The organism is Alicyclobacillus fodiniaquatilis (assembly GCF_042678105.1).
In the GTDB taxonomy this organism is placed as follows: Bacteria; Bacillota; Bacilli; order Alicyclobacillales; family Alicyclobacillaceae; genus Alicyclobacillus; species Alicyclobacillus fodiniaquatilis.
The window spans coordinates 167867-192623 of sequence record NZ_JBHUCX010000083.1; the positions used below are offsets into that span (position 1 = coordinate 167867).

24 protein-coding genes are annotated in these 24757 nt (G+C 49.6%); 12 read left to right on the plus strand and 12 right to left on the minus strand.

The genetic code is table 11. The features are described 5' to 3' along the window. The first annotated feature begins 357 nt into the window (after nt 1-357). Both ACFSB2_RS20415 and ACFSB2_RS20420 read left to right on the plus strand, forming a co-directional pair. Nucleotides 358-1377, plus strand: coding sequence for a YjgB family protein (locus ACFSB2_RS20415; protein ID WP_377944949.1), 1020 nt, complete (start codon nt 358-360; stop codon nt 1375-1377). A gap of 153 nt (nt 1378-1530) precedes the next feature. Next, on the plus strand, nt 1531-2349 hold the full coding sequence (locus ACFSB2_RS20420) for a methyl-accepting chemotaxis protein (RefSeq protein WP_377944950.1): 819 nt from the start codon (nt 1531-1533) through the stop codon (nt 2347-2349). 140 nt (nt 2350-2489) lie between these two features. Here ACFSB2_RS20420 and ACFSB2_RS20425 read toward each other — a convergent pair whose 3' ends face one another. Beyond that, complete coding sequence (locus ACFSB2_RS20425) at nt 2490-3833, minus strand: GrpB family protein (protein ID WP_377944951.1); 1344 nt, start codon at nt 3831-3833, stop codon at nt 2490-2492. A gap of 154 nt (nt 3834-3987) precedes the next feature. Continuing rightward, complete coding sequence (locus ACFSB2_RS20430) at nt 3988-4974, minus strand: hypothetical protein (protein ID WP_377944952.1); 987 nt, start codon at nt 4972-4974, stop codon at nt 3988-3990. A gap of 538 nt (nt 4975-5512) precedes the next feature. On the opposite strand from ACFSB2_RS20430, the gene ACFSB2_RS20435 reads away from it, so the two are divergent. The 3 genes from ACFSB2_RS20435 (at nt 5513) to ACFSB2_RS20445 (ending at nt 7271) form a co-directional block, all read left to right on the plus strand. Next, a complete protein-coding gene (locus ACFSB2_RS20435) occupies nt 5513-6322 on the plus strand; it encodes an SGNH/GDSL hydrolase family protein (protein ID WP_377944953.1) in 810 nt (269 codons plus the stop codon). A 204-nt stretch (nt 6323-6526) separates the two neighbouring features. Next, entirely contained in the window at nt 6527-6727 is a 201-nt protein-coding gene (locus tag ACFSB2_RS20440) for a cold-shock protein (protein WP_377944954.1), read from the plus strand. A gap of 208 nt (nt 6728-6935) precedes the next feature. Further along, nucleotides 6936-7271, plus strand: coding sequence for a hypothetical protein (locus ACFSB2_RS20445; protein WP_377944955.1), 336 nt, complete (start codon nt 6936-6938; stop codon nt 7269-7271). A 78-nt stretch (nt 7272-7349) separates the two neighbouring features. Here ACFSB2_RS20445 and ACFSB2_RS20450 read toward each other — a convergent pair whose 3' ends face one another. The 3 genes from ACFSB2_RS20450 to ACFSB2_RS20460 form a co-directional block, all read right to left on the minus strand. Further along, a complete protein-coding gene (locus ACFSB2_RS20450) occupies nt 7350-7970 on the minus strand; it encodes a trimeric intracellular cation channel family protein (RefSeq protein WP_377944956.1) in 621 nt (206 codons plus the stop codon). Between the two features lie 309 nt (nt 7971-8279). Continuing rightward, complete coding sequence (locus ACFSB2_RS20455) at nt 8280-8471, minus strand: cold-shock protein (RefSeq protein ID WP_377944957.1); 192 nt, start codon at nt 8469-8471, stop codon at nt 8280-8282. Between the two features lie 194 nt (nt 8472-8665). After that, nucleotides 8666-10768, minus strand: a complete 2103-nt coding sequence (locus ACFSB2_RS20460) for a peptidoglycan D,D-transpeptidase FtsI family protein (RefSeq protein WP_377944958.1) — start codon at nt 10766-10768, stop codon at nt 8666-8668. Nucleotides 10769-10899: 131 nt separating this feature from the next. Here ACFSB2_RS20460 and ACFSB2_RS20465 point away from each other — a divergent pair, with 131 nt between their 5' ends. Continuing rightward, nucleotides 10900-11613: a TenA family transcriptional regulator gene (locus tag ACFSB2_RS20465; protein WP_377944959.1), complete on the plus strand. Its 714-nt coding sequence runs from the start codon at nt 10900-10902 to the stop codon at nt 11611-11613. 202 nt (nt 11614-11815) lie between these two features. On the opposite strand, the gene ACFSB2_RS20470 is transcribed toward ACFSB2_RS20465, so the two are convergent. Both ACFSB2_RS20470 and ACFSB2_RS20475 read right to left on the minus strand, forming a co-directional pair. Continuing rightward, nucleotides 11816-12088 carry a CD3324 family protein gene (locus ACFSB2_RS20470; protein ID WP_377944960.1) on the minus strand — a complete coding sequence of 91 codons (273 nt, stop codon included), beginning with the start codon at nt 12086-12088 and terminating at the stop codon, nt 11816-11818. Nucleotides 12089-12154: 66 nt separating this feature from the next. Beyond that, nucleotides 12155-13102 carry a hypothetical protein gene (locus ACFSB2_RS20475; protein ID WP_377944961.1) on the minus strand — a complete coding sequence of 316 codons (948 nt, stop codon included), beginning with the start codon at nt 13100-13102 and terminating at the stop codon, nt 12155-12157. 315 nt (nt 13103-13417) lie between these two features. Between ACFSB2_RS20475 and ACFSB2_RS20480 the strand changes: the two genes are divergently transcribed. From ACFSB2_RS20480 to ACFSB2_RS20490, 3 genes are all read left to right on the plus strand, one after another. Continuing rightward, a complete protein-coding gene (locus tag ACFSB2_RS20480) occupies nt 13418-14269 on the plus strand; it encodes a mechanosensitive ion channel family protein (protein WP_377944962.1) in 852 nt (283 codons plus the stop codon). A 245-nt stretch (nt 14270-14514) separates the two neighbouring features. Continuing rightward, entirely contained in the window at nt 14515-15057 is a 543-nt protein-coding gene (locus ACFSB2_RS20485; protein WP_377944963.1) for a DUF421 domain-containing protein, read from the plus strand. Between the two features lie 263 nt (nt 15058-15320). Next, nucleotides 15321-15956, plus strand: a complete 636-nt coding sequence (locus ACFSB2_RS20490; protein ID WP_377944964.1) for a cyclodeaminase/cyclohydrolase family protein — start codon at nt 15321-15323, stop codon at nt 15954-15956. 155 nt (nt 15957-16111) lie between these two features. Here the strand turns inward: ACFSB2_RS20490 and ACFSB2_RS20495 are convergent, their stop codons facing one another. Continuing rightward, a complete protein-coding gene (locus ACFSB2_RS20495; RefSeq protein WP_377945008.1) occupies nt 16112-16447 on the minus strand; it encodes a phage holin family protein in 336 nt (111 codons plus the stop codon). Nucleotides 16448-16776: 329 nt separating this feature from the next. Here ACFSB2_RS20495 and ACFSB2_RS20500 point away from each other — a divergent pair, with 329 nt between their 5' ends. Further along, nucleotides 16777-17736: a LysR family transcriptional regulator gene (locus ACFSB2_RS20500; protein ID WP_377944965.1), complete on the plus strand. Its 960-nt coding sequence runs from the start codon at nt 16777-16779 to the stop codon at nt 17734-17736. Between the two features lie 143 nt (nt 17737-17879). On the opposite strand, the gene ACFSB2_RS20505 is transcribed toward ACFSB2_RS20500, so the two are convergent. Next, nucleotides 17880-18053, minus strand: coding sequence for a hypothetical protein (locus tag ACFSB2_RS20505; protein WP_377944966.1), 174 nt, complete (start codon nt 18051-18053; stop codon nt 17880-17882). 400 nt (nt 18054-18453) lie between these two features. Here ACFSB2_RS20505 and ACFSB2_RS20510 point away from each other — a divergent pair, with 400 nt between their 5' ends. Next, nucleotides 18454-18588, plus strand: a complete 135-nt coding sequence (locus tag ACFSB2_RS20510) for a hypothetical protein (protein ID WP_377944967.1) — start codon at nt 18454-18456, stop codon at nt 18586-18588. A gap of 266 nt (nt 18589-18854) precedes the next feature. Here ACFSB2_RS20510 and ACFSB2_RS20515 read toward each other — a convergent pair whose 3' ends face one another. Beyond that, nucleotides 18855-20072 (minus strand): glycosyltransferase family 2 protein, encoded by a 1218-nt coding sequence (locus ACFSB2_RS20515; RefSeq protein WP_377944968.1) that lies wholly within the window; start codon nt 20070-20072, stop codon nt 18855-18857. 152 nt (nt 20073-20224) lie between these two features. On the opposite strand from ACFSB2_RS20515, the gene ACFSB2_RS20520 reads away from it, so the two are divergent. Then, nucleotides 20225-22909 carry a GT-D fold domain-containing protein gene (locus ACFSB2_RS20520; protein ID WP_377944969.1) on the plus strand — a complete coding sequence of 895 codons (2685 nt, stop codon included), beginning with the start codon at nt 20225-20227 and terminating at the stop codon, nt 22907-22909. Nucleotides 22910-22964: 55 nt separating this feature from the next. Here ACFSB2_RS20520 and ACFSB2_RS20525 read toward each other — a convergent pair whose 3' ends face one another. Together ACFSB2_RS20525 and ACFSB2_RS20530 are read right to left on the minus strand one after the other, a co-directional pair. Continuing rightward, complete coding sequence (locus ACFSB2_RS20525) at nt 22965-23648, minus strand: glycosyltransferase (RefSeq protein ID WP_377944970.1); 684 nt, start codon at nt 23646-23648, stop codon at nt 22965-22967. Beyond that, entirely contained in the window at nt 23645-24571 is a 927-nt protein-coding gene (locus tag ACFSB2_RS20530; protein ID WP_377944971.1) for an NAD-dependent epimerase/dehydratase family protein, read from the minus strand. The genes ACFSB2_RS20525 and ACFSB2_RS20530 overlap by 4 nt, the downstream gene beginning before the upstream one ends. Between the last annotated feature and the right edge of the window lie 186 nt (nt 24572-24757).

Genomic DNA, 24757 nt, shown 5'->3' on the forward strand with positions numbered 1-24757 from the left:
TCATCCGAGGGCTGATGCACCATCCGGCATTCGCGCTGTAACCATTTCAGACATTGCTTCGTCTAATTCATAGAACGCTATACGTGAGGTATCCTCTGCATCGACAGAAACAGGGGCACACGAATCAAGTGGGATCATCGCAGATGGTGTGTGCAAACATGTCAATTTGATTTCGAGCAAGAACTGGACACATGTACTTCAGCAAATAGGCTCACTCTAACGATAGACCGCCATGCGTGATGCATCCCGTACCAGTAGAACCATGAAAATGCCAGTCAATTGGAGCATTGCGGATGGCGCAACATCAAGGTATCGACTTGATTTACAGGGTAGACAGGAACAATGGAGGCGTGACCAATGAGAAAAACAACCTTGACAGCAACAGCTCTGATTCTCGGGTGCACAATTTTAACCGGATGTGGCATGGGTGCAAATTCGGCAACCCCAACGCTGGCTGCAAAGACGAATCCATCTACAAGTGTGTCAAAAAATCACGATGACAACACCAAAACAACTGGCCAATCCACCACTGGCGCCACACAGACAAGTTCGTCTACCCCAGCCAACTCGTCTGCGCCAGAGGGCACAGAGACAAATGATACGACGCAGTTGATTTCCCAATCGATGCAATTGGCCACCGCTGGGAAAGTCATGGATATTCCGTACGTCAACGGCACTGCTACAATCGACGAAGTCTCACAGGCCTGGGGACAACCCAGCAGCCAAAATGAGGCTGGCGCTGGGATGTACGCCACATTCCCAAGCCACGACGCAGCCTTCGGCTTCAACAAAGGATCGCAAATCTTTGATATTCGCTCATCCAGCCCAAAACTGCAGCAAATCACGCTGTCGCAGGTAAAACAAGTGCTGGGTGAACCTGGTGAAACGCGCTCGACGGCTACACAAACGATTTTGATGTATCCTGCCGGACCCAAGTTCCAATTGTTGTGGATCTTCCCTAAGCCAAGCGCGACGACGGCGGATCCAAAACTGGACCACATCTCTGTGTTTTATCCAGAAGCCACGGTCAACAGCATGGCCCAAACACAGGTCGCGCCGTCTGTTGTCGTCGACCAAGAAATACAAAGCGGATTATTCACGTTTGGCATTCAGAATCCGCCAAAAGGATACCGTTTGGTAGAATTCGAATGGATTGGCTCAAACGGCCAATCCGTCGTCAACACCTATGAACAGGCAGTGCGCAGCGGTCAAACAGGCAAACCCATTCCAGGATTCGAAGTGAGCGGGGACGGCCAAACACTCTCGTTTTTGTATCCATCGGCGATGAAAGGGCAATCTGGCATCGTGAAATTGATTTACCAGAATACCGATGGCGCCGCCATGATTGGTCAAAGCAACACCATTACGTTGAAATAAATTGTTTCAGCAATGGCAACTGCCCGACTGCAATACGCACGTTGCGGGCAGTTGTCAAAAAAAGTCGAAAAATGGCGTTCCCCGACTAGGAGTTCTCGTATTTTTCACGAAATACATAGGAGAGTTAAAGCACACGAAGCGGAGTGAACGCCCTTGACAACAAGTGAATTACTAAAATTCGCGCCGATTATCCAGATGCTATTGGGGACATATTCTCCGAAAAGCACGCTTGCCATCAGTGATACAGAGAAATATATCTATTGCACCGACAACCTTGGCCTTGGCATCACCACAGGTGATAGACTTGCCGAGGGCTCCATCACTTACCGCACCCTTCAGGAAAAACAACCCATCAAATTGACCGTCGAAGCGGAAGAATCCGTATTTCACAGGGAGTACACCTGCGCGTGCATCCCCGTCTGGAACGGGGAAGAAGTCTCTGGTGTCATCAGTTGGGGCGTGAGTACACATCAAGCCCGCATTGAGAATTTGGCGGCAGAATTGCACACACTATCGAATCAGGTTGCTACATCCACCAGCGAATACGCCCGTCATGCGACAAATCTCTCGACGATTCAAGGTCAGTTGTTTGCGCAGATTCAGGCATTGGTCGAACAAACGCGCACCATCCAACAAGTGAATGAACTGATTACAGATCTGGCGACGAGAACGAAAATCATTGGACTCAATGCATCCATTGAAGCTTCGCGCGTCGGCGAAGAAGGTCGCGGGTTTGCTGTGGTGGCAAAGGAAATTCGCAAGTTGGCGGAGCAGTCGCAAAAAGCGACAGTGGACATCACGAACAACATGACGCAAATTACGCGTAGCATTGAGGAAGCCTTTTCCTTTTGCAGTCAAATTGCGGCCACCTCAGAACAACAGGCGGCGGATGCGGAGCATCTTTCTGCAACACTGCATGACGTTCATCAACTGACACAGACGCTGCGAGACATCGCGTGCGAGAATCAATAGATGTTCGCGGCGGACATGTGTTACCGGAAAAAACGGCGGGTATATTCATTGTAAAACAAGGATAAACTGGCCAATTAACCTTGCCCTAGCGCAGGGTACGCGCTGCGTCCGCCTACCCTGCCCTGCTTTTTCCTTTCCGACTATAGCTCTGTATTCGCGTAGATGTCCTGCAACAATTTGGCGATAAATGGCCTTTTGGCGTTGATATAGCTATCTTCGCGTAGGCACCCATCCGCTAAAACGCGTTGCTTTAGCGCCGCATACTCCGCCGCAATTCGCGGTTCGCTTAACAGATATTCGCGAATCTGGATGTTCGCATGCGCAATCTTCCCATATGCTTCGACAAGATAGACATTGACCGCCTGCCCTTGGCTGCGGCGCAAGTCCAATCGGTCGCGCACATACACCGTGCCACACACTTCGTATCCCAAACGCGTCAATTGTTTTCGCTCACGGCGTTTGAGCCGAGGTGAACTGACACCAACTTGCACATCGATGATGGGTCTGGCGAGGAGACCTGGAACCGACGTGCTGCCGACGTGATCGACATGCAATTTTTTACGTCGGCAAAACACCGCGCCAAGTTCTTGGGCCACCGCTTGATAATCTTCTTGCCACGTCGCCTGGTGTGCGGACAACGTGACGCGTTCGCGCCACGTCGGGCTGACATCGAAGAGACGACGATGCCAAATCAACGTGACGACAGGGGCAAGGAGCAACACAACGTAGACGAGCAGGCCAAGCGCTGCCTGATAGCCATGCACATCCGCCAAAGCGGTGACCCACAAGTCATATGCAATATGAGTGCACATCACCAACAAAATGCGTCCCGTGACGATGGTCATCAGCGCGAGCAAAGCCCCCAACATGCTAAACAACAACAATGCCTGCAGTCGATCCCGACTGAACTCCAGAATATGTCCCGCCCCAAAGCTGACGGAGCTCAGCACGAACGCCACCGTAAACACGGCGCCACGCACTTTGCCATTTTCCCATGACCGCCGCATCACCAATCGCCCAATGAGGACGACCGTCCCAATCATCGACCAACGCCATATCTCCTCTGTCCCGGCGAGGAATGGCGTGATGTAGTCATTGACAGATGGCTGTGTGGGCACATTCGACTGGTTGAATTCCAAAAACAAGCCAATCAATGTGCTAAACGATTGAATGATGGCGACAAAACATGCTGGCACGATGAAGTAGAGGTAAATCCGCCAACCCGTTAAAGACCACGGCGCGCCTGACAAACGATGGGTGTAAAGCGGATCCGCCTTGCGAAAGAGCGAACGTCGAAAAAACGGCAACACGATTGCAAGCGAACCGACACTCACGATTAAATAAACAAGGGCGACGACGCCCTGCAAGCGACCGACGTACAGATTCGCCAGCGTGCCAAATACAGCAAAGAAACACATGTATATTGTCCGCAGTGGTTGGCGTTCTTCTCCCAATCGCCGCGGTATTTCTGTCCATCGATGCATCTTAGGCCCTCCTGGAACAACGACTCCCCCACTTTTAACACATTTCGCATGCATAGAAAAGCGGCGGAGCGCAAGTATGATGATTTGGATGAACAGTTGGCGGCGCATGAGCCTATCAGTGACCAAAGTGACCTATCAAAGGAAAGCAACTTCACTACATCAGGACAATGGCGACAACCGTCGCGCCAGCAAGGCCCGCCATCACCGGCAGAAAATTTCGTCTTGTCAACTCCTCCGGGTTCACGCCAGTCACACCGGCCACGTCCAGCACGCCCCAGGGAACCAGTGTGCCGCCACCGCTGTAGATGGACCCCAACTGACCAAGCGCCGCCAACATGGCGACATTCGCGCCGACTGGCGTTCCGAGCGCCTGCGCGAGTGTGCCCACCAACACCAATCCTGAAAAACCAGAACCATCGAGCCCGGCAATGATGCCCACCAGGACAATGATGATGGCAACTGTGGCCATCGACAGAGGAACATGCGCCGCGAGCGCTTTGTCGAGATCGAACAAATAGCCTGGTGCGCCTTTGCCGAGAATTTGCGGCGCAACGTCCGGCGAACCCATGAAAAAGAAACCGGCAATGGGAATGACAGGTGCAAAAATCTTCATGGAGAATGTAAATCCTTCCTGCACATAGGTCATCACCACTTGAGGCGCTTGATGCCGATATTCAAGAAAGGCGATGACAATGAACAACAAGAAGCTGACGCCGCCGATCAGCGCCGTTGCATCGTCCCCTTTGAGTCCAAGCGTGATGGTGGCGACGATGGTAGCCAAAAATACGAGCGGGACCAAAATGGCCGCAATTTTGGCAGACAGCTTGACATCCTTGTCTTGCGTCACTTCTCCCCCTTGCGGAACAGATGTCAATTTGCCGCGCTTCATATCCCGGCGCAACATCCAATAACCAAGTCCTGTCGCGATCACGCCGGCGGTGATGACCAGTGGCACGCTTGCGCGCATGACCTGCCTTACTGTAACCCCTGCCGCCGAACTGGTCAGTTTGGGCGCGCCTTGAATAATAAAATCTCCCGACAGGGCAATCCCATGCCCAAATAGATTCATGGCCATCGCCACGCCAATGACTGGCAATCCCACGCGCAAGGCGATGGGCAGCAAAAACGGACCTAACATCATGGTTGACGGCGTCGGCCAAACGAATGAGGAAAACGACGCCTTTCACAATCCCCGTTCCCCAAAAGGCAGACGCAGGACCGCGGAACAAATTTTGAATGGGACGCAGAAAAAGTTGATCAGCCCCGATATTCTCCAACAGCCGCAAAAGGGAAATCATCATGCCGATAATCAAGATGATTCCCATCAGCGTCGTCGCGCTCGCCACGTTCGCCTTATATAACGTCTGCAATCCTGTAATGAAGTTATGCGAGTATACCCATCCCATGACAACGGTCCCAATGATGCAGAGTGAAATGACGCCACGCCGCATGGCCATACCAGCGATAACAAGCAGGACGACAATCAGATAGACCCAGTGGGCTGGTGTCAACAAATCATCCGCCTCCCTTTTTGTGCATTGCTATGCATCGTATGGGCGACGGGCCCAGCATGTGCATTCACTGTGCCTTCTGGTAAGGCTTCAATCCAATTTCAAAGATTTGAGCATAGAATCTGTTGATGTGCCCGAAAAACAGAAGTGGTAAAGGAAGGGATTGCCTTGCGAGGTACGAAGAAAGGATCCAAACTGTGGCCATGGACAGCGTTGGTTTGTTTGAGTACGCTTGTCGTCGGCTTGTTGGGCTGGGATATCGGACAAGCGCAAGCCTTCCAGGACCAATCTGCGCCAAGTAGCATCCCAGCTAGCAATTCGCTTTTATCGACGATGAACACCGAAACGGTCGATGTTGTGGGCGGTTCTATGGCCCATGGATGGAAGGATCCGAATGACAATTCCTATATCAAACGCGCCTTTAGCCAATTGACCAGTTCGACCAATACGACCTACAAGTACGTGGACAGAACGACGGTCGGCGGCACAGCCAGTTGGTTGCAACAAAGTAAGCCAGGCACTTTTGAAAAATGGATGAAGACGGATAAACCACAAATTGTGGTCATCTCTTGGGGATTGATGAACGATGTCAGTAAACATACAAAAGAAAAATCCTTTAAACAGGCGATTCACCAAGAAATCGCCCAAGCGCTTCAGGCGCACGCCGTTGTGCTCATGGTCAGCCCACCGGTGGTTCAAGCTTCCGCCACGTACGACAAGTTTCCCGTCAACCAACTGATTGCTGCTGAGTTCGAAGTCGCTGCTTCGTTCCATAGTAAAAATGTGTATACGTTTAATCTCAATCAGCAAATGACAAACTACCTTGCTGCACACAATCAAACATACAAGATGTATAAAGGTGACAGTTGGCATCCCAACCAAGCAGGCCACGAGTTGGCAGGTCAATTGTTGTACAACGATATGATGCAAACACTTGGGCAAGCGCCAATCATCTGGAAAACAGCCAAATCGCAATGAGGCGTTAACGGATAGATTCCATATTGAGGTTTGACTTATTTTGAATTTTCGTGTATATTGTGCTCAATACCCATTTGCATGTAGCAGTTTAGTTATAATGCAGGAGCCGCTCTCTCTGGCCTCTATGGGTCAGTTCGAGAACGGCTTTTATTATGCAAATGTGAATTTTAGTTGTGCTGTGTTGGCACTGGTGGAGGAATTGTCATGCAGGAAGGTATTGTAAAGTGGTTCAATTCTGAAAAGGGTTTCGGCTTTATCCAAGTTGAAGGTGGCGACGATGTTTTCGTACATTTCAGCGCAATCCAAGGCAATGGATTTAAAACACTGGATGAAGGCCAACGTGTAAGCTTTGACATCGTTGAAGGTCCTAAAGGCCCACAAGCTGCAAATGTTGTAAAATACTAATTTCGTCATCCTAGAGCCCATGTTGGCTGACCAACGTGGGTTTTTTTATGTGTTCTGTGTCATCCCCCTCCAATTGTCATTCTATATTTGGCAGCTTGCATTCACCGTCCATTCCTTAAAAGTTCCGATATATGTCACGAACCTTGGACTGCCCCCCTTTATTTCCGACAATAGATTAAACTATAGTAGATTGAAAGAAGGTGTAAACATGCTATCTCTACTCATCGGTCTGGTTGGCGGCTTGATTGCGGTCGTCCAATCTCTGATGGACGTTTTTTATGGCGGAACAGATAAAACATCCTCACTTCATGTTACAACCGGAACCATCGGCGCACTTGTCTTTTCAGTCATTGCCTTAGTTGCCTCTGCGGTCGTCCTAAAGTGGCCGAAAATCGGTGGTTTGATGATGCTCATCGGAGGTATCGGCGGTTTTGTCTGCGTGCAGTTGACCTTTCTTGCACCAGGTGTCGTACTGCTGCTCGGTGGTATTATCGGTGTCTTTTCATCAAAACGCGAATCCTCCGCCACGGACAGAGCAGATTGATATCCACTGCACATATGCATATGGATGATTTCAAAGCGAAAATCAAAAACTGGACGATTCATACAGTCGTCCAGTTTTTTATGCCTGCCTATCCAACGAAAACAATGGCCGTGGCACACGCCAACGGAGATAAATGGATAACATACGCAATATGGCGGTCACAATGAACAATAAGTACGCTTGCCACGCCGCGATGCCAAAGCCGTATGCAATGGCCAGACCGTCAAGCACCGCCCAAACTGCGTAAAACTCATCGCGCTGCAATACGACCGGATGTCGGTTTGCCAGTAAATCACGTACAATACCGCCACCAATACCAGTAATCGTCGAAGCAACCACGATATCGGCAACCGAATGATGCGCATGTACAGCAGCGTAGGTTCCCCCTTGAACGGCAAATGCCGCTAACCCAATCGCATCAAAAATAGGCAACAATGTATGCAAATAGCGAATGCGCCGGATCGGCAAGAAAAACATCAATAAAGCGGATCCGCTCGCTGTCATCAGCAACAATTGTTGTCCCCACAGCGAGGAAACAGGGATTCCCAACAGCAAGTTGCGGATGACACCGCCGCCGAAGGCCGTCGTGAATCCGAGCAGGGCAACGCCGAATAGATCGTATTTTTCTTCCATCGCAGCAATGGCGCCGCTGATGACGAACGCCACCGTACCGATGATATCTAATATGTGCCAGACCACCGCGAAGCTCCTTATCCTGAAAATCATACGACAGGAAAACAACAAAACTGATTTTGGCACACAGAGTGGTGACTGGCAAGACGCAATTCTTGTACGAACTGTGAATGAATCAAGCAGGTAGGCTGTTAAAGGTGGGTATTCGGACGTTGATGAAATGAGTGGAGCGTTCCAATCTCAACAAATCACCATAAGGGGTGCCGCAACGCACCAGTAGGACCATTGTAGCCACCAGTCCATCGAAGCACCGCAGATGGTGCAGTACGGAACATTAGCTGTTTTCAGAGAGTGATTTGCAAACAATAACTGGGGTTACTTGCGTTCCAGATTGATTTCCGGCAAATCCTTGACGTCTCTTTCCATCGGCGCGTGACAGACCGGGCATTTTGGCTGCTCATCAAAAGAAAAGCCCAGTCTCATCCAAACATTGCAATCCTCATTGGTGCACGACCAGATATCGGTTTTTACATCCGGCAATACTTCTTCGTTTTTCTTGCCAAACATACAGTCATCCCCCTCATGAATTCGAGATGGAAACGGACAGATTTTACGAAAGCATTACATCAAACCTAAAGACTCCATTGTACACTACTTTAACATTCCGAGCCATTTAAATCCAGTGTCCGCATGAATCATCCCCCTTTATGCAGGACTGATTCATGCGGGGACATTTTGTCAAAATTCGTTTTGGAAACTTCTCAATTCAAGTGACCCTGTTCAGGAAGCGTATATGCCGCCGAGGCCTTCCAGTTCGAAGGGATTTTCGTGTTCGTCCAATCCTTTTTCGGCATAAACGATGCATGATGTTCATCAAAATAAGCATCCAATAACTTTTTCGCAATAATCCCCGAGAATGACGCACCATACCCACCGCCTGGCGCCATGACCGCCAACGCAACCTGTGGATTGTTCAAGGGCGCGTAGCAGATGAACACCGAGTTGTCTGTTTTGACCGAAGCGCTAGACCCATTGGGCTTGACATAAATGGTCGCTGTTCCCGTCTTGGCAGCTACTTGATAATTTGATCCGAACAAACCCGACGCCGTCGCATCCGAACCAGTTGTCACGCCATACATCCCCTGCTTCACAAGATAGAAATATTGCTGATTTGCCTTTACCTGTCCTGTGACCTTTGTCTTTACCGTTTTGAGCGGTTTCGTACCACTGGTTGGCGTATCATTCGGCCCATATTCCCTGTCCAACAAATGCGGTTGCAGTTTTTTCCCGTTGTTGGCCAACGTCATGACATACTCGCCAAGTTGCGTGGTCGTAAACTCCTGTGATTGGCCAATGCCTGCATTCGCCAAGTCAGCCGGTGAACCATGGTTTACGTACTTCCCCGTTTTGGCAATGGATTGTTCACTTTTCTTGAGGTCATACGTGACTTCTTTGTTGCCCTGTGTATCGTCTTCAATATAAAAGACACCCTTGGCTTCTCCAGGTAAATCAATGCCAGTCAACGGACCCAAGCCAAAATTCCACTCGCCCTGAAACAGCTGGTTGATGCCCTTGGCAAAATCGGTGTTCTGGTATTTTTGGTACGATCCGACGCTTGCTGGGTATGAGCCGCCGTGACTGCCATCGGCGCCATACCATTTGCCAAGGTGTAATCCGACCTCGTAGAAGAATGTGTCACAGGATACAGCGATGGCCTTTACAGTATCGACCAAACCATGATTGGTGCCGTCGTCGTCCTTTGGCGTCGGATCCGAGCCGATGTACGTGAACTCGTGATCTTGCATGACATACCCTGGCCATATGACGTCGGCCTTTAAAGCGGTGATGGCATTCGCTGGCTTGACCGTCGAACCTGGAAATTCGTAATTCTGAATGGCTGTATTGGTCTGAACGAACGGTTCGCTCAAATACGCCTGATGCGCGCCTATCCCCTTGCCATTCGTATACCAATTGGGATCGATATATGGATAGCTCACCATCGAGATGACGCCGCCGGTTTTGACATTCAACATGACGGCAGACGCCTCTTGAATCAAATCCCTGCTTGATGATGAGTCAATCAAATTTTGTACAATCATCTGCGCTTCGGCTTGCATATGTCCGTCCAGCGTCAATTGAATGTTGTTCCCAGCTGTTGGCGGTGGCATCGAACCTACATTGCGGATGGCGTCCCCAGAAGCGTCGACAGCCACCAGTTGATAGCCAATTTTCCCTTGCAAATCATGCTCGTACTGCCATTCCAGTCCAGTCTCGCCGACCGTTTGCACTGGCTTGTACCCCAGCTTCGCATAGTGCGCCTCGTTGCCTTGATTGATGCGGCCAGTATACCCGAGCACATGTCCGGCCAAATCACCATTGGGATAATACCGCTGATAGTCTTGCTCAACATCGATATTGGGCAATTCCGAATGGTGTTCTGCAATAAAGGACACCTGCGCATCCGTTAAATTTGTCGCCAACAACACGTTCACTTCGGATCCGTTCGATGTCATGCGCTTGTACAGTTGATTCGACGATTTTTTTAGAACTGGCGCCAATACTTTAGCGATCCGCCGATACGCTGCATCCGATACAGTACTGTAGCGATCCAACATCACGCTCATGGATGGCTTGTTCATGGCCAATACCTGACCGTTGGCATCATAAATCCATCCACGTTGCGGCACCTCCGGAATCTTTTCCACCTGCGTGTTTAATTCCGCCTGCCGAAAGGAAGCGCCTTGGACAATTTGAATATATGCACCGCGCAATATCAATGCCGTGAATGACGCAAACACCATCATGTAAACGACATTGATGCGGAAGATCTTTCGTACTGGTTTTACTTTCTTCTCTTTCTTCATCCGTGTTTGCACCTCATCACGGGCATCAAATTCATGAGTGAATAAATATTGACTATCCTGCCATCCACAATTCAGCTTTCCATCTTTTCTGATAAACTATCAGGGATTGCGGATTTGAGGAGGGCTCATACATGTTCCAAACCTATACAGATGTTGAAAAGGCGATGGATCAACTCGTCCAAGCTGAGTTTATGGACGGTATATTTTTTAAAACACTGCAAAACGGTGAATATACGATACCCCAAGTCCAATTTTTTGCTGTGCAATATTCGTATTACAGCCGCCATTTTCCTCGCGTTCTCGGCGCGGCCATCTCCGCCATGGCGCCTCTGGACACTTGGTGGGTGCCATTGGCTGATAATTTGTGGGACGAGGCAGGACGAGGCGCGCCAGGCAAGTCGCATGAGCGGTTGTACCACACGTTCTTGCGCTCCATTCACCCGAATGTCGAACTTGACCAACGGGGGGTGCCGCTCGTGCCCATGTCAAACGCAGTGTCAACAGCCATTCAAACATTTATCGATTTTTTTCGATCCGCTGCACCACTCGAAGCGATGGCTGCTGTGGGTCTAGGTTCTGAAATGTTCGCTGGCGCAGTGATGGGCACCATCGCAAACGGCCTGCGCCATGAGAAATACAATACATCACCGCTCAATCTGTTGTTTTGGGATGTTCACGCAGATGAGCATGAACCACATCATTATCAATTGTGCAAGGACATTCTGGTTCAGTTCACGCAACCAAAAGAATTGGAAACCATGTACACAGTTGGCGCTCAAATCGCAAAATCAGAAGCGTTGATGTACGCGCAACTGCATGAGGAGATGACCTCTATTCAAGCGTAACATACCCTACTTTCAAATAAAATTCACCCTATATCTCATGCTGGCGAAAAACCTCGTCGTGTATTTCCCCAGCTGATTTCAAATAAAAGCGCCCGCGCGGATGCACACTGTGGCTTGTCCACAAGTCCGTCCGCGCGAAGCGCCTTTGTCTTTTTTTTAATTCAGACAGTTTCAAAGCCGACCATGCATCAGGATGGCTTACCTACTCATCTCGTTGTTTTTCATAGATGATGTTTCGGACTCGCTCCTCGCTCAATCCGTACATTTCCGTCAACTCGATGATGCTGACGCCGCTGTTGTACAGTTCTAATATTTTGGTATTTCGCTTTTGATACGCCGCTTTGCTCCCGGTCGACGCCCCCCAGTCCTCACGTTCCGTTTGCGGAATGTACAGATGCTGTCCTTTGACGTATTTCTGAATCTCTTTGATCAATTCTGCCGGCAACACTTCACGTGCATTGATATATCGCTTCATGTGACGCCATCCCTACTCTAAAAATAAAGTCGATGCCCTGGCGCAGGACGCATCGCGCATGGCAATCTAGTTGAGCCACAAAGTCAGATTGATAGAGTGGACTTGCGCAGTAATGCTATAGAATCCTTCCGCCGCCATCGCGGCGAACACATCCGCGTCTTTAAACGTGATGCGACTGACGGCGCGCTGAATCTCCAATTGTTTCATCGACTGTAAAGTCGCTTGCAGAAAGCGCCTCTTTTCACTTCTACTCACATCGCGATTGACGCGAAAATAAATGCCAAAAGCCAAGGCGTTGCACCCCTGTGCGCCAGATACAACTTTGTAGTACGCAGCACCAGCGATATGTTCTGCACCGTCAGGTTTAAACGATAGAATCACATGGTCTCGCCTATCGATAGGCTCATCTTGCAGGTAGACACTCTGAAACATGGACGCTGCGGAAGCTTGTCCATCTTCCACCAACATGGTGTGTATCTCCTTCAACTTCATTTCGGTAATGGGAATGACCGGCTCCACACCGGATAGGTCCAAATCATCTGGCGCCGCCCACTTCCGCACATCCATATTCGTCGAAGTGTACACATACTCGTCCGCCACGAAACCCAGACGCTCCCACAGCGTGATCATCTGATTTCTGATCTGGCCGAAATCGAGGTAGGATCTCAGAATGATCTTCGTTCCCCCCTTCGCACGCACTAGCGCACTGCACTGTGCCAGCAATTCCGCCAATATGCCCACATCCGGTTCTGTCACACCGTACATCAGCGACGCGTTGTGCGTTTCTTCGGATAGCTGGACGCCCATAAACGCGATGATCTCGCCGTTCCTTTCCGCCACGAAACCCGTGGCGCTGTCGCAGAATTGCTCCTTTAAATACTCGGGGGTATGTCCGTTAAACGACATCTGCGTATTGGGGTGCAGCACCTTGATGGTCTGATTGAGCAGGTTTAAAATGACCTGGTAATCATCCTCTTCACGAAGCGCCCGAATTTGAACCTGGTTTTCCAACATGACATGTATCCTCCCTGCTATACTCATCTACAAATTCATCCGCGCTAGCAACGGTGTACCCACATTATCGTAAATGCACATCCGTTATGGTATACCGAGGATAATTGTAAAAATGCTTGACCATCTATAGGCGTAACGCAGCATGTCGACAGAAGGATGCAACAGGGCGGTGTAGAAGTGGAGGACAATGGCGAAAACCGTCCTTCGCTCAAATGCGGTGTCAGCATATTGTGAAAATGCCAGTCAACCAAGGCATCACGGATGGCGCGGCACCAAGGTACTGATTTAATTTTTAAGATAGGGTGATATCGCATCATGATGTCAAGTTTTACACACTTTCTCGCTTCCCACACAGCAGGTCTGGAGCATGTGGGATGGAATATCATCAAAATTATACTTCTTTTCATTGCGACCAAAATCGTGATGGCGCTGTTGACACGCGTCTTGCGCCGTTTGCTTCTGCTACACGGCCGGATGGACGAACGACGGCGCAAAACGCTGGAATCACTATTCGTCAACGTGGTCAAATACACGATTTACTTTGTGCTTGTCTTGACGATTCTCCCACTGTTCGGCGTACATATTGAAGCGCTGCTCGCAGGCGCTGGCGTCGCAGGCATCGCCATTGCTTTTGGCGCACAAAGCCTATTGAAAGACTTTTTCAATGGATTTTTCATCCTGTTCGAAGATCAATTTGGCGTAGGCGACACGGTGACCATCAATAGCATCACTGGCACTGTTTACTCTGTCGGCTTGCGGATTACGGTCATCAAAATATGGACAGGTGAAATGGTGTATATCCCGAATGGGGACATTACACAAGCCACCAACTATTCTAAGCAAAATTCAATTGCGGTCATCGACATCAACATTGGTCACAAGACACCGCCCGAAGAAGCGATACCGATTATCGAACAAGTCATGCAAACACTGGAAAAGGAACAGGAAAATATCGTCGGCAACGCGAGTGTGGTCGGTGTACAGGCCCTCAATGATTCGAGCTACACCTTACGAGCGACCGCCGAATGCAATCCCTGCACACATTGGGGCATCGTCCGTCTCGCGCAGCAACAAATCCGCGCTGAGTTCATGAAGCACGGCGTAGACTTGCCGATACAAAAAATCGTCTATACGCACGATACGATGACAGACAATCAAGAATCATAGCCATTCCAACAGGCGCATTGCACTAGGTAACTACAATCGCACAGCGCTGGCGAGCAAAGCGGGATCGAGCGCATACGCTGATACGCTTGCCTGGCGCGGTGCGTCCTCGTTTACGGACGATCCCGATACGCTCACACGGTTCAGCCCGATTTTCCAACGCCGAGTATATTTTCCCTGTTGGAGATACACAATTGATGGATAGCTCGCAATCAAAAGCTATTTTTCGATATTAAAGAGGGGAACAAATGTATACTCACTGGTTTTTTATGTCAGGCGTTTCCGTGATCACGTTTGCGTTGCTGTTGGCGTTGGTGCGCTGGATCGGCGAGACGCAAATCAGCCAAGCGACGTATTTTAATTGGGTGGCAGGTGCATGCATGGGAAACATTGCCGCAAACATGCTCTCCTCGAACAATGTACACGGCGTGATAGACAGTGGGATGGAACTCGTATTTTTTTCGGCTGTCACCATCATCGCTTCCGTTTTGTCGTTAAAAAACCGGGGATTTCGCAAAATCACGAGTGGAGAGCCGGTTGTGTTAATACACCACGGCGAATACATATATAAGCATCTCAAACAGAGCAAAATCAACCTGGATTTGTTAAAGCAGATGCTTCGCGAGCAAGGATACTTCAACTACGAAAACATAGAATACGCCATTTTGGAGCCAACCGGCGGACTCAGTGTCTTGCCAATGGACAAAAAAGAGAATACAGATGAACCCAGTGTGTCACAAAAACAAAGCACCGACAAAGACAAGCGGCAAACGAGCCAACATATCAAATGACGTTTTTTGCTGGCACGAACACGCTGGCCATCCACGCGGTACCAACCATCAAGAACTTCGCTACGGCGAACATGGCGTCAAAAGGTTGACTATTGCCTCGCCAAGACACATGCTAATGCTAATTCAAATTCAAACGAATACATAGACCATGCGCGACACGTCCTGCAGCGCAAAATCGCGAGATTGAATGCCTGTCGAGGCATCGGGATGCGTACGCAGGGTTACCAATTTCATTTTTAGCATGGCAAAAGGACGGATCCACATTGACTGTATTTAATCAATCCATTCGCTCGTTTATTGATGCGTCTGCGTCTGCCGCGCCAACGCCCGGTGGAGGGAGTGTCGCGGCACTGGTCGCAGCGCTCGGCGCATCCATGACCTCCATGGTGGCCAACCTTACCCAAGGCGCCCAATTTGCATCTGTAGAAGCGGATATGGACGAGTTGGCCATGAAAATGAAGGAATACATCACCACTTTTGAGACGTTGCTCGAAGCGGATATGATCTCTTTCAATCGCTACATGACCGCCATCAAATTGCCGAAAAGCACAGCCGAAGAAAAAGCGATACGCACCGAGCAAATCCAGGCGGCAACCGTCGCCGCAGCGCAAGTGCCGCTCCATTTAGCGGAAACCGCGATGCAAGTATTAGAACAGATTCACACCATCAAAGACAGTGCCAACAAACATGTTTTATCAGATCTTGGCATTTCCGTGCTGCTGCTGGAGGCGGCTGTGCAAGCTGCTTTGCTCACAGTGGATATCAACCTGCCTGGATTGAAAAACGAGGGAATTCGCACCGAATTTACACAAAAGCGCAATTTCATCGCAGCGCATGTGACGACATACAAAAACGACCTCATGGATGCCATTCAGCATCGCATGGCACAGAACACTTAGCCCCCATGGCGGATTGACCAACGACAACGAGACTAGCTACGGCCAATCCGCCATTGGGTTCTTCTTTGGCTACAGGCTACACATCACCTATGTTGCCAGCACCAGCATGCAACGACTTTGCAGCCAAAGCCTGTTTCAAGAAGTGATGTATACGTCTATTTTCTGAGCTCCGTTGGCACAAACAAATCGATGATACCGATGATGAACGCAGCAAGAATGGCGCCAAGCACAGTGACATGCATTCCAGACACAAAAATCTGCGCCACATAAATCACTACAATACTCAACACAAATCCGACGAGACCTCTACCGCCGCGGCCATGATTCCTCCCCAGCAGAAGTTCTAACAACCAGCCAATGACGGCGATGACAATTGCGGCAAACAGCGCAGTCCCAAAACCGGAAATCGAAAATCCCGGCACAATTGCCGATACTAGCAACAGGACCAACGCCGAGACGATAAATCGAATGATCATGCCCAATAATCGCAGCATGCAACTTCCTCCTTCATCATGTTTTTTTCACACCGACCTTACATCACCCTGTAAATTGAATCGATACTTTGTGCTACGCGCATCCGTGATGCCCTATGACTGCTATTTTCATGGTTATGCTGGTGCGGGATGCATCACGCATGGCAGTATATGCGCCCGTTCCAGTACAAGAACGCAAAGCGCATAGTGATCATCTCATATTTTTCGCAAAAAAGCGCAAACTTTTGGCCGTTTCGCGATAACCTCCAAAATGTGCAGACATGATACATCGCGGTTATCCATGTATAATACTTGGAATGACGTTCACGCTGGAGAGGTGCAAACTGGTGGAGATACGGCTGATGGAATACGTGCTGGAAGTTTACCGAAAGCAAAGTTTCACCAAGGCTGCTGCAAGCCTTTGTATTGCCCAACCCTCCCTGAGCCAACAAATCGCAAAATTAGAGCGCCATTTGGGTGTCACGCTGTTCTATCGCGGACATGGTTCCGTGACACCGACGCCGGATGGCATTCGCTTTGTGGAACAGGCCGAACAACTGGTCAAAATGCATGATGATCTCGAACGGGAAATGCTCGAGCGCAGCGAAGGCATGGGACATGAACTCAACATCGGCACGACGGCCATCACCGGTGGACATGTGCTCCCACCGCTGTTACAGGCGTTTCGCGCCCAATACCCAAACGTCCAAATTCGCCTTGTCGAAGAATCCACGGAAAACCTGACTGACCTGACGGTAAAGGGATTGGTTGACATCGCTATCCTGGCGCTTCCGGTTGCCGATACGCGCTTGGCCACCCAGCCGATGTTCACCGAGCCACTCTTACTGGCTCTGCCACGGGAGATACAAACCTGGATGACAGAAAAAATTCGCCAGACTGTCATACAGGCATATCCAAATGCATCGCCTCATCAGCAAACAGAGGCGCCTGATCTACCATTGTCAGACCTATCGACTGCACCGTTTATTGTATTAAAACAAGGATTTGGCTTTCGCCACACCGTGATGGAATTATGTGCAGAAAGCGGCTTTCAGCCCAACATCGCCTTTGAAACCAGCAGCATCGAAACAGCGCAAGCCTTGGTTTCGTACGGATTGGGCATCACACTAGTCCCTGAAATGGTCATCCACCACCACATGCCAGTCGCACCGTTGTACGCATCATTGACATCCGCGCCGACAAGAACTTTGGTGTTTGCCTATCGACGTGAACGCTATTTGAGTCTGGCCGCTCGCGCGTTACTACAAGTACAGCAAGACATGCGCACACCAAGCGATACGGCTTGACAATTGAAAAGTTCTCCACCACCATACAAAAAAAGACGGACGAGAAATTCTCGTCCGCAAGATCAGGAGTTGCGTGGAGAGCCCAGTGAAAAACATGCGCGGGGACTCAATAAAAGCCCCCTATGGTTCGGCCCTTATCCGTCTCAGGACAAGAGCCGGCGAAAGATGACAACCAGTTGATCCCGATTGCGTTTGATATCGACAATCCGAATCTCCTGTCGCTCCACTGCCGCACGCAATTCCTTCAACATCAGCGCATTTTGCACTCCATCCACCTGTGTAAAAATCACCGTCTCAAATGATGGATCCACGTTCATCGAAACCCCCCTCGCACAAATCCTTCAGCCCGAGAAGCTCCGATCCCCAATAAGCTACATATGCGCCCCCGAATCTATATGCAAAACATCATGTTTGATGTTTCCGATGAAACACATGATGCGCATTCCCCTTACCTCACGCTTTTCTTTACTTGCATTTAGAATATGGCGACGAGATGCGTTCGTCAACATTTTATGTAATAAAATCTTACACACATTGCAATTTTCTTTTATTTACGTAATTAAAAATAACATTAAATTGATATATATGGAACATGACGACTCGCATGCCCTACGCGCGCCCTATCTTCATTCCCCATCCTCTTAAAATTTATAGGTGACAACCGAACGTGTGTTCCTATATAATCAAAATAAAGTTTTGACCTAAGGGGTGTCCTCAATGACGCAATTAGAATTTTTTAAGACCTTTGGCACAGCGATTGTATCGACCATCAAAGATGAACAATTGGCAATGAAAGTCGTCAGTAAGGCATGGATGATGCACAGACGCAAGACACAAAAAAGAATTGCATAATGGCGCTCCCCATCACTTGTTGACCATCAATTTTCTATTTACGTTCAATTGTTCAGCGTTTTGCAATCGCCCTATGTAGCGCCCGGTTCAATATCTGAAGGTACATTTCATGAAACATGGGCGACATACAGTCAGACAACCGTGCCATTCTGCAAAACGCTGACAACATATTCTCCTAAGTTTTCTCCTGGTATTTGCGACAAGACACTTGGCACGAACACATTTGTGTCTTCATATCGTGAGGCGCATCCTCGCTTTCGATGCGCTTATAAGGCACTACTGCCCATCACTTGCATATGACTTTTTAAATGTTCAGAGCGATAAAGGCCAACTGTCCTGCCATGACGTTTCTCAATGCCCGACTTATAAATCACCGCGGCGTCAAGCTGTTGCACACCCGGAATATGTGTCGGCGCATTTTTCAATGTGTGAACCAATTGACGCAACTGATACACATCTGCCGGATGCTTTGCCGCATCCTCTAAAACAAATGTGAACGGTGTTTTGATTTCCTCGATGTGATCTGACAAAGCGGTGCTGATCTTTGCAGAGGTGGCAGGCAAAATCGACACTCTCGGATCTGGCATCGCCTGGATAAACGCCGACAACTTCTCTGTCTTCACGGTTGAAACCAGCCATACGGTATAATTGGCATACGATTGATTAAACAAAGTGTCCAACTGCTTCAGCAGCCCGTCACTACAGGATGTCACTGGAATGAGCACAGTGGTTTCACATGGAATGTCACGGCGCTGGCGCGCTTCCATACGCGCTATCTGTTCGTTACAGCGGGCAAGACGCTGTTGCTTGATAGAGGTGTTCAACTCGGTGGAAACGCTGAAAGTCGAGTTCAATCGGTATGCCATCAGCGCTTTATCCACATAGGTAATGTCATGATGATCTGTCAAGCGTAGCCAATAGTCATAATCCTGTATCGGATCCAAACGATATTGGCCTATGCGTTCCGCCAGCCTGCGCTTGTACATAAAGGAAGCCCCAATAAAATCAACGTCCAGCAACTCCTCTTTCGCTTGCCGCTGCCAACGCCGAAAACTGCGCTCATCCCATATAAATGATGTCTTATGGCCAGCGTGATCGATAAATACAAAATTGCTGTAGCTCAATCCCACCTTGCTTGGCGCATGACGCAACGCTTGGCGTAACAGCTCCAAATAGTCCGCGTAATAAATATTGTCGCTCGACACCCATGTCAAATAGCGAATGTCTTCGCGCCCCAACAAGACGTCAAAACCGGCGTTGAGCGCATGCGCCACCCCTTGGTTGTGGGCGAGCTCAACGATTTTTATCCGGTGATCACCTTTCGCCATTTGCCGCGCAATGGTTCGAACCGCCTTCGGTGAACCATCCAACACAATAACCAATCTGAAATGACGATAACTTTGGTTGAGCATGGATTTGATTGCCTTGCGCAGATACGTCGTCTTTTGCTCATAAACAGGCATGACTACACCCACATCCGCCATCACCGCGCCTCGTTTCTTGCGTAAATTACCGCATGTAATCATATTCACACTATGTATTCTTCGATCATCGGTACAGGACAACTGTCACATGCAAATCGTGGTTCGCTGCGTACGATATTTTGATATTGATGGTTTTTTAGGGGAGATGAATGTTGAGAATTGTCATACCTGTGGGAAGCCTTCATCTGGGAGGCGGTTGTCGCCTGTTAGCAGAAACCGCAAATCGGTTGTGCGCGTCAGGGCACGAAGTCATCGTCCTGATTCCAGAAGGAAAGCCGATTGATTATCCACTGACCGCCCAAGTGCAGCGGGTTCGTTCATTGGATTCTGCATCCATGCCGAGCGCTGATGTGTATATGCCAAACTATTACACAACCGTGCACGCCGCCTATGAGGCTGCACCGACCAAGTGCATTCGATTTAGCGCTGGATTCGAACCGCTTTGGACGCCAGATGCCACGAATAGCCTGGACACATATATGCTGCCAATACCCATTTTGAGTATATCTGAAGGACATCGAAAGCAAATTTACGAGGGATGCCAAAAAGACAGCACTGTGGTTCACCCTGGTGTCGATATGTCCGTCTTCACACCGAACCAAGCGCAGCACCCTCATCGCAAAACCAAGCGCATCTGCTACATCGCGCGTGACCCAAACGCAGGCTACGCGTTTAAGGGCTACGAGGATTTTGTGCAAGCGATGAAAATCGTCACAAGCGCAGCCAAACATCCACTTCATATCGATATGGTTTGCACAGACAATCGATTAGACACACAGCAACTGCCATGTCGCATACACGAATCGCTGACAGACGCCCAACTGGCAAAGTTATATCAAGAGGCCGATTTATTTGTGTGCACGTCCTGGTTTGAATCGTTTGGCTTTCCCGTCTTGGAAGCCATGGCCTGCAAAACGCTGGTTGTATCCACCGATTGCGGCGGCGTCTCTGATTTTATCACCCACCAACAAACTGGATTTTTAACGCCCATCAAAAATCCCGTCCGCTTGGCCAAAACCATCCTGTATGCACTTGAGGGAATGAGCGAAGAAGACAGGGGCCGCATGAAAGAGCAGGCGCTCTGCAAAGCGCAGGAATTCACATGGGAACGATATGCGACGGAATTGAATGATGCGCTGTACAAATTTGTGCAAAACCGACCGACCATTGTGCTGCATACGGCCGTCAACAGTGTGCCATTAAAAAATTTCACCTATGCGAAACGAATGGCAAAACAGGAATTGTGGCCGCATCTCATTGATCTGCCGTTCGACAAATCACTGGCCGACATCATCGCCGAAAGCGGACAAGAACAAGCGCCCAACGCGCAACTGCGCACTTTGAGCGTCAATGACATCGAACAGCAAATTGATACGGCGTTAAACGACGGTACTGGTTTTTCATTAATTAGTCTCGGTGATACTGAATGCGGCTTTTTAGGCGTTGCGCGCGACGTGGTGGTGCCCTATCTCGACATCCCGCGAAAAGGATACGAGAATGCCGGTTATGCCAAAACAAAAACAAATGAAGACGAGGAGCGCGCGCAACTCTTGGACGCAATCCAGTCTGCCTCGGTCATCGGGTTGCCCATTTTGCGACATGGCCTCACGCAAAGACCGCTGCTCGACGTCCTTGCAGCCAACGACATTGCTCTGGCAGCCCAACAATGGTGTGATTCAACGGCAGCCTATAAACTCATCGCATCAGGCAAACTGGCAAAAATCTTGCGTCGCCCTGCCCTGCGCATCCTGTGCATCGGCAACGAAAGCCTGCGTTTGATGCCATTTTTGCGAAAGCATGGTCTACAGGTGATAGCTGCCCTCTCCCCGGTGCGTGGTGTAAGAGATGTCGAACGCATCGTACAAAAAGCCGCCACCTTTCATTTCGATCTCGCCTTAGTTGCGGCAGGCGCCGCATCCGTTCCGATTTGCGCGCGCTTGGCGCAAACACGTCAGGTCGTCGCCATCGACATCGGCAAAGGGGCTGATGAATGGGTGACTGGCATCCGGGCGTTCGAAGGACATATCCTGCACGAAAACCTGATGACCAATCGCCATTTGTCACAACATCAGAAATCACTGGCCCTAGACGTGCAAACTGGCTATCAAGAAGGGGTAAATGAATTGATGCCCGAAGCGGCGGCAATGCCACTCTACACGTTTCCCGCCATCTGGATTCAAAATGCCGCGAGAAAGAAGAGAAAACAAGGAACACCCACCGTTCGCCATCCACTTTGGCTAGCAGCGCAACTGCGCGATGCCTTTCGCAAACAGCGCCCCTTGTCCGTGCGCATGCTCGATTATGCAGTATGGGTGAAATTGAACTACCGCGCCTACAGAAACTTGTATTTGCCGGCGCTTCGGAATGTGGACATCCTAGGCGTTCCTTACCTGGAAGACCATGCGTCCGCCATGCGGATGATCAATGACATTCGCTCCATATCCCCTGCAAGAGAGTGGGTGGACGCTGGCGCCTTGGAGCAGTTGCAATACGACCATCTCGGACGTTTTCTACCACTGTGGCTCAAAGACAAACGCTTGCTCGTCGTTTCGCACACTGCGAGGACGGACATGGCTTTTCTGCAGCGAAATGGCTATACCGTCTGGGGGGCCATCGCAGCTCAGGGAACGAGCGAAAGCGTCATCAAACAAATCAGAGCATGTCCGCAATTTGATGTTGCCCTGTTGTCCGGAGGTGTCGAAACGCTGCTCTACATGCAGATGATCAAATCCGAACTTGGGAGAATCGCATTGGACATCGGGGATGCCATCCGCGATGCGAATCGCTGCTTCTATGGCGTACAATGGTTGAATGGCCGCATTCACAAAACCGACTGACAAATCGACCCCAAAGTAACTGTGGTTACCTTGGGGTCGATTTGTGTCTGCTCATTTAGCGCAATTGCCGCGCCCGTTCCCTGTATTCATTCGGTTTCTCCCTGTGCTCCTCATTGCCTTTGTGCCACCGATACTTCACCAAAGGTTCAGGCACAAACCCGAAATCGCACGCCCCAGCTAGGCGAATCCACATGTTGTAATCCTGCGAATGCAGCAATTCTGGATGAAACAACCCTACCTTGTAGAACAGCGTCCTGCGAATCATCGTGGTTGATCCATTGAACAAACAACCTGTTTTCAACAGTTGTTCTTCCCATGTCTTCCGGTCGGAAAAAGTGGACGATCTCGCCCGACTGATGATCTCGTTCGCATCTTCCCCTACAATGTAAAAATCCGTGTAAACCAACCCCACGTTCGGATGCACGCGCACATACTCAAGTTGTCTCTCGATTTTGTTTGGCATAAATAGATCATCCGCGCTCAGCCAGCAGACCCAGTCTCCTGTGGCGCGACGAATCCCCGCATTCAAAGCGGTGGACACGCCGCCATTCGCCTTGTACACGTACTGAATGGCATCAAGGTACGAACTGGCCACCTGACTGGTCCTATCTGTCGAACCGTCGTCGATCACGATGATTTCGTCTACCGCCTTGGTCTGTGCCAAGACGCTTTCAATGGTTTCAGCGAGAAAATGGCCATGGTTGAAACATGGAATCATGACGCTGACTGTATCTTTCATTGCGCATCCATCCCCATCATCTGTGTCATCATCTGCTCAATCGTATCTTCTATCGTATATTTGGCCTGAAAACCGTACGAGCTCTCCAATTTTGAGCCGCAAGCGGTCCAAGACAACGCCTGTGGTTCAATGTCCTGCCGTTTTTTCTCTGCAAAATCAATCGGCACTTCATACCCACATCGCGCCTGTCCCATCCGATTGATGGTCTTGGCGAGATCGGCAATGGACAAGGTGCTCGGTCCGCCCAGATTGAAAGTGCCCAAGACTGGCTGGCGAATCGCCAAGAGATACGCGTTGACACAGTCGCGAAGATCTAAAAAATTTCGCATCTGAACGCCATCGCCAAAAATGGTGATTGGTTTTTTGGCTTGCCAGCGGGTCAGCAGCGTTTGCACAACGGTCGGCTTTGCAACCGGTCCGACACCGCAAATGTTCGATTGACGGAAAATGGTCACCTCTAACCCGCTGGAGGCATGGGCGTGATCCAACAGATTTTCTGCCCACACTTTCATATGCGCATACAAGGATTTCGGATGCAGTTGTGAACTTTCTTCGATCTCGACATTGTCCGGTCCATACACAGTGAACGACGATGGAAAGATGATGCGTTGAACACCTGCGTCTGCCGCCGCATTCAACATGTGTATCACGCTACCGACGTTGGTTTTCAATGCGGCCTGGTGATTCGCCTCACATCTGTCAATGTAACTTTCGGCAGCAAGATGCACAATCGTATCAATCTCCTTGTGCGCCTGCAAATATCTTGTCCATGCTTTTGCATCTGTGACATCCAGTTCGTCCATCTTCACATTTGCATTCGTCAAACCACGAATATCTGTTGGCAGACAAGGAATTCCCAAATCATGCAGTTTGTTTGTCAGTGCCTGCCCGATATAACCATTTGCGCCAGTTATTAAAATCACTTGAAACACTCCTCTACAAAACACTCCCCTAGCACAAGCTATGCCAAAGTGTGACAACAGCGCGGGCAAAAGCCTTGTTTGCGCCAATTTGCGCCAATTTGCGACGTACACAGGCCAGTCGTCCAGGCATCTTGCGCTTCCTCTCAATAAGCTAGGTGGGACGGAACAAAGTAGTCATCAATCTCG